At 41.0% G+C, this 5,165-nt stretch carries 7 protein-coding genes and 1 pseudogene; 6 read left to right on the top strand and 2 right to left on the bottom strand.

The features are described from left to right. The first annotated feature begins 300 nt into the window (after positions 1-300). The 3 genes from F6K37_RS31615 (at position 301) to F6K37_RS31605 (ending at position 2,893) form a co-directional block, all read left to right on the top strand. The gene (locus F6K37_RS31615; protein ID WP_083373903.1) at positions 301-1,356 is read left to right on the top strand and encodes a DUF389 domain-containing protein; all 1,056 of its coding nucleotides are present in this window, start codon (positions 301-303) and stop codon (positions 1,354-1,356) included. Positions 1,357-1,634: 278 nt separating this feature from the next. After that, positions 1,635-2,339, top strand: a complete 705-nt coding sequence (locus F6K37_RS31610) for a DUF488 domain-containing protein (protein WP_008177866.1) — start codon at positions 1,635-1,637, stop codon at positions 2,337-2,339. Between the two features lie 107 nt (positions 2,340-2,446). Continuing rightward, positions 2,447-2,893, top strand: coding sequence for a DUF488 domain-containing protein (locus tag F6K37_RS31605; RefSeq protein WP_071106076.1), 447 nt, complete (start codon positions 2,447-2,449; stop codon positions 2,891-2,893). Positions 2,894-3,111: 218 nt separating this feature from the next. Here F6K37_RS31605 and F6K37_RS31600 read toward each other — a convergent pair whose 3' ends face one another. Next, positions 3,112-3,249 carry a hypothetical protein gene (locus F6K37_RS31600; protein WP_287254516.1) on the bottom strand — a complete coding sequence of 46 codons (138 nt, stop codon included), beginning with the start codon at positions 3,247-3,249 and terminating at the stop codon, positions 3,112-3,114. Between the two features lie 60 nt (positions 3,250-3,309). Here F6K37_RS31600 and F6K37_RS31595 point away from each other — a divergent pair, with 60 nt between their 5' ends. Beyond that, positions 3,310-4,020 (top strand): dual OB domain-containing protein, encoded by a 711-nt coding sequence (locus tag F6K37_RS31595; RefSeq protein ID WP_287254515.1) that lies wholly within the window; start codon positions 3,310-3,312, stop codon positions 4,018-4,020. A 510-nt stretch (positions 4,021-4,530) separates the two neighbouring features. After that, a complete protein-coding gene (locus F6K37_RS31590; protein WP_287254513.1) occupies positions 4,531-4,737 on the top strand; it encodes a hypothetical protein in 207 nt (68 codons plus the stop codon). 68 nt (positions 4,738-4,805) lie between these two features. On the opposite strand, the gene F6K37_RS31585 is transcribed toward F6K37_RS31590, so the two are convergent. Next, positions 4,806-4,970: a hypothetical protein gene (locus F6K37_RS31585; protein ID WP_165691892.1), complete on the bottom strand. Its 165-nt coding sequence runs from the start codon at positions 4,968-4,970 to the stop codon at positions 4,806-4,808. Positions 4,971-5,026: 56 nt separating this feature from the next. Between F6K37_RS31585 and F6K37_RS31580 the strand changes: the two are divergent. Next, a pseudogene (locus tag F6K37_RS31580) lies at positions 5,027-5,165 on the top strand (RNA-guided endonuclease TnpB family protein); the annotation flags it as partial.

Raw genomic sequence — 5,165 nt, 5'->3', positions numbered from 1 at the left:
ACCGGTAAATTGCGCTGATTAACTCACCCACATAGCTTAGAGCACTAAGGGTTACCGATCCAGTTATTAAGATTAGTAGCCAATTGATCAATAACTGTTGAATTAGTGAAAAAATAGAATTCATTGACAATCGTCTCATTTAATAGTAATGACTGGTAGGAGCAGTAACGTTACCTAATGATTATCCGATCTACCAGTCAGATTGTGAAGTCGTTAATTATACCTTACTTAGTGTCAATTGTCAATACCTGTTGGTGAAAGATAATTTAGCTCAATAGTCGGGAGCATCGTCTATTATCTATGGAAAAGGAAAACCAAAAGAATCAAAAGAATCAAAAGACTAAAACTAGAGTCTCCAAAACCTTGAATCTTTTCAGGAACTTTGGCTTAAAGGCAATTCCAATTATGATGGTAAGGAATTCTCTGGTTGAGGAATCAGAACTTACCCTCAATTTCTTAGTCTTAATCATTAGCTCTTGCTTAATTGCTACATTTGGACTAGTGCTCGACAGTGCTGCGGTGATTATTGGAGCGATGATTATTGCTCCTCTGATGTTGCCTTTAAGAGGATTGTCCTTTGCTACCTTGGAAGGAGATTGGCAACTGTTACGGAGTAGTTTTGTTTCCATTGCTGTAGGCACCGTACTGGGGATAAGTTGTTCTTGGTTAGTTGGTACAGTTATCGGATTCCCTGAATTTGGAGCCCAAGTTTTAGCAAGAACTCAACCTAATCTGATTGATTTACTAGTTGCGATCGTGGCCGGGGGAATTAGTGGTTTCTCTAAAATTCGTCCGTCTTTAGAAGATGCGGTACCAGGGACAGCAATTGCAGTAGCCCTCATGCCTCCCCTTTGTGTCGTTGGGTTAACCCTATCCCAGGGAGAATGGGCCTATAGTCAGGGCGCATTTCTCCTCTATATTACTAACCTGATTGGGATTAACCTAGCTTGCATGATCGTCTATGTCTTTAGCGGGTATGCTCAGAGTACTGAACTCAGCCGGTCTTTAAACTGGGGATTCTCGTTAGTGCTGATTGCTGTATTAGTCGTGCCCCTAGGACTTACCTTTTGGGACGTGCTTGAGCAAGGAAGAGTTGAGGAGCCAGTTCAGGAATTGATTAATAAGAGTCGAGTGTTTAACAAACCAGGTATAACAGAAGTTTCTACTTGGAAGATCAATCGGAAAACTAATCCTCCTTCTATCGAAATGGATATCCGTTCAACAAAACCGATTACATCGGAACAGGTACAGAGGTTTGAGGATTCGGTTAATATTAAGCTAGGTAAACCCTTTAAAGTGAGAGTTGAGGTTACTCCATTTATACCAGTGGAATCGCCTAATCCTAAACCTAATTAACTTGAATTGGAGTAAGCATTCAGCTGTCAGTGGTCAGCTGTCAGCCTAATGCTTACAGCGGTTTTAAATTCGGTCAGGTACAAAGTTATGGGTTTTAGGGAGCAGGGAATCGGGAATCGGGAATCGGGAATCGGGAATCGGGAAAAATACTGTGTACCTCACTTATGATTATAATTGCTATAATTTGAGCATAGTTTACCTTAGTAAAACGGATCAAGTGATATTTATTTGATGACATAAAAGGACACAAATAATGGCAATAATGGAGCTTTTTGGGGATGATTAGTAAAATTAGTAATACTGGTAGTAATACTGGTAAATTATTCACTATTGGTCATTCTAATCTCAGTATTGAAGATTTTATTGCTTTACTGAAGCAGCACGAAATTACGGCGGTGGCTGATGTGCGATCGCATCCTTACAGCCGTTACTTACCTCATTTTAGTCAAGCCCCCCTCAAGGCTGAACTATTGTCAGCAGGAATTCGCTATGTGTTTCTGGGTAAGGAGTTGGGGGCAAGACCGGCTGATCTCAGTTGTTATGTTGGTGGTAAAGCGTTATATGAAAAAATTGCCGCCACTGACCTGTTTTCAGCGGGTCTTAAACGGGTAATTCAAGGGGCTGAAACGTACCAAATTGCCTTGATGTGTGCTGAAAAAGACCCGATCACTTGCCATCGGACAATTTTAGTCTGCCAACATTTAGTGAAATCCGGGTTAGAGATTAATCATATTCTCAATGATGGCAGCTTAGAGTCCCATCAGGATTTAGAAGAAAGGCTGCTCAGCTCTCATGGGTTAAATGATTCCCAAATCAATCAACCGAAGCAACTTTCCCTATTTGATGACCCGACATCTATGGATAAGTGGGAGAATTGCTCTCGGGAGGATAGACTTAAGGAAGTTTATCATAGGCAAGGGGATACTATTGCTTATCAAGTAAGCAGTCAGCAGTCAGCAGTCAGTGGTCAGCCTAATGCTTGAAATAAACCTTTCGTAGGGTGGGCATAGCGCTATAGCTGATAGCTGAGAGCTGATAGCTGAGAGCTGAGAGCTGATAGCTGATAGCTTGCCTTATCAAGACCCTGACTATGAATAAAACTATTAATTTATTTACAATTGGGTTTACTAAAAAGAGTGCTCAACAGTTCTTTGAGCTTCTGATTAATGCTGGAGTAAGACGAGTTATCGATACGAGACTGAATAATAAATCTCAATTAGCTGGTTTCACAAAAAAGACGGATTTTGAATACTTTTTGCAGCAAATTGGGAATATTGACTATATACATCGTCTAGAATTGGCTCCGACCAAGGATATCCTAAATACCTATAAAAAAAATAATGGCGATTGGGAAACCTACGAAAAACAGTTCTTACAATTAATTACAGAGCGTGAAATCGAAAAGACAGTATCACCAGATTTATTAGATGGTAGCTGTTTGCTGTGTAGTGAACCTACTCCCCATAACTGTCATCGCCGTTTAGTAGCAGAATATCTGAGTCAAAAATTGGGAACTATAAAAATAGTTCACCTATGATTTATCCCAAATCCCCTTTGCTAAGACCATAGAAAAGCATCAGTCAGCTATCAGCTATCAGCTCTCAGCTATCAGCTCTCAGCTATCAGCTCTCAGCTCTCAGCTCTCAGCTCTCAGCTCTCAGCTCTCAGCCATCAGCCATCAGCTATCAGCTATCAGCTATCAGCTCTCAGCTATCAGCTCTCAGCTATCAGCTCTCAGCTCTCAGCTCTCAGCTCTCAGGCATTCGCCTGTGGCGAAGCTACAGCGAACAGCTTTTGAATAAAATAAGCTGACCGCTGACCGCTGACCACTGACCACTGACCACTGACCACTGACCGCTGACCACTGACCGCTGACCGCTGACCACTGACCACTGACCGCTGACCGCTGAATGCTTACGTCTAAACTAACCTTACTTGGGATTAGATAGCAGCATGACTCAGATTATTTGCTTGGCTAACTCCTGGAAGCGTGGCGAGAGATGTATCGCTGGAATTAATTCCCTTAAACGTCAATGGATTCGTCCTGTATCTGATTTACCGGATGGTCGCATTCCGAAACCAATGCGTCAGATTGCGGGAAGGGAACCAACTTTACTGGATATTTTAGATATTCCTTTGGCTAAAACTGGACCCGACTTTGGCTTTGAGTATGAAAATCTTTTGGTATTACCAGGACAATGGCGACGAGTAGGACAAGTTCCCGCTGGATATCTCAATAAGTTTTGCAGCCGGGAAAAATACATTCTCCATAATAATGAGCGCTATGTAACCGTGAATTTCTTGCAGTCATTACCGGTAGAGCAACGCTGTACACTACAACTGGTGAAAGCTGTGGAGTTCTTGGTTCAACCTATTGGTGTCAGAGATAAGGGTGTAGAAAAATGGGAAGGTTCACTGGTAACAGATTGTGGACAAGAATTGACTGCTACGATTACTGACCCCGTATTTGTTAGGCATTTAGAGTTAGGCTATCGACCACAAAATCAGTGTTTGGTTACGGTTAGTCTCAGCATGCCTTGGCGACCTGATGATTGGAAAAAGGATGGTGATCCTTGTTGGAAGTTGATAGCAGGTGTTATTGAATTACCTAACAAATCAGGGAATAAACTGAGAATAGGAATGGATGATGAGCTTCCTTTTTAGGAATTCAAGTAGGGTGGGCAAAGTAAGATAATCTAGAGTATTCAGAATAATCCAACAGTTTTTGCCCACCATAAAAGTCAAATAAATACCAATTCAAGTAGGGTGGGCAAAGTAAGATAATCTAGAGTATTCAGAATAATCCAACAGTTTTTGTCCACCATAAAAGTCAAATAAATACCAATTCAAGTAGGGTGGGCAAATTAAGATAATCATTAATACTAAAAAAAAATAAACTGTTTTTGCCCACCCTACAACCTAAATGATAACAATTTTATTTCTTTTTGCTACAGAGGATACGGGAATTAGGTCATAAGGTGATAAACTGATAATGTAAGGCGGTGATATAGGGGATTAAGGTGTACCAATATTTTGTGTAATTGGTATTACTAGGAACGAATGCGATCGCATTCTACTAACTAGCTTCCTATAATCAACTAAATCATTCCTTTACCATTGTTTACCATTGACGAAAGTTAATGGATAATCCCTAAGTCAGCATGGGAGACCCTAGTGATGCTAGTTGAGTTCAGCGTAGAAAATTATCGCTCATTTAAAGAGCGCCAGACCTTGAGCATGGTGGCATCTAAGAAAAAAACTGGCGAGAATAGCAATAGTTTCCCGATGCCTAATGTTAAGTCTCTGCGCCTACTCACCAGCGCTGTGGTCTACCAAAACTTCTTGAAATGTGAGAGCCTTGTGTCTTTAGACCGAGGGTGAAACAGAGAGACTGGGTTGACCCAGTCGTGTCTCTAAGCGTCTTTCTTTATTTCAGATCTAATAATTTTTTATACAAGTTCTCCCACACTGGTATTTGATTCTCTAGCTGATAATTGAAGCCACTTCCAAGTAGTCCCAGTTAGCCAAACGGTATGGGGCTTCTTCAATTCATAATGATGTACGGGTACTCCCCGCATTCTTTTTCTGGTTTTCCACTCATTTATTGTTGACATCTTCAGAACCAACCTCTCTACTAAGAGTATATAAAAAAACAAGGAGGTGATGACAAGTGTACAAGACCATTCCAGTCAAAGCTAGTTTTTCAGAGGAGGAAAAAGCCTTTTGGTTGTTCCAATGCGAGAATGCTAATAGCCTAGGGAATTGTGCAACTTATTATGCGAAGCAAAAACATTACTCTTGGTTGGAGC

The sequence above is a fragment of the Moorena sp. SIO4E2 genome (assembly GCF_010671945.1).
Classification (GTDB): domain Bacteria; phylum Cyanobacteriota; class Cyanobacteriia; order Cyanobacteriales; family Coleofasciculaceae; genus Moorena; species Moorena producens.
This window is presented reverse-complemented; position numbering and strand designations above follow the sequence as displayed.

Bases quoted from the DNA above. Each gene is read 5' to 3' on its own strand.
- F6K37_RS31615 (WP_083373903.1), top strand. From the start codon at position 301: ATGGAAAAGGAAAACCAAAAGAATCAAAAGAATCAAAAGACTAAAACT.
- F6K37_RS31585 (WP_165691892.1), bottom strand. From the start codon at position 4,970: ATGTCAACAATAAATGAGTGGAAAACCAGAAAAAGAATGCGGGGAGTA.
- F6K37_RS31605 (WP_071106076.1), top strand. From the start codon at position 2,447: ATGAATAAAACTATTAATTTATTTACAATTGGGTTTACTAAAAAGAGT.
- F6K37_RS31595 (WP_287254515.1), top strand. From the start codon at position 3,310: ATGACTCAGATTATTTGCTTGGCTAACTCCTGGAAGCGTGGCGAGAGA.
- F6K37_RS31610 (WP_008177866.1), top strand. From the start codon at position 1,635: ATGATTAGTAAAATTAGTAATACTGGTAGTAATACTGGTAAATTATTC.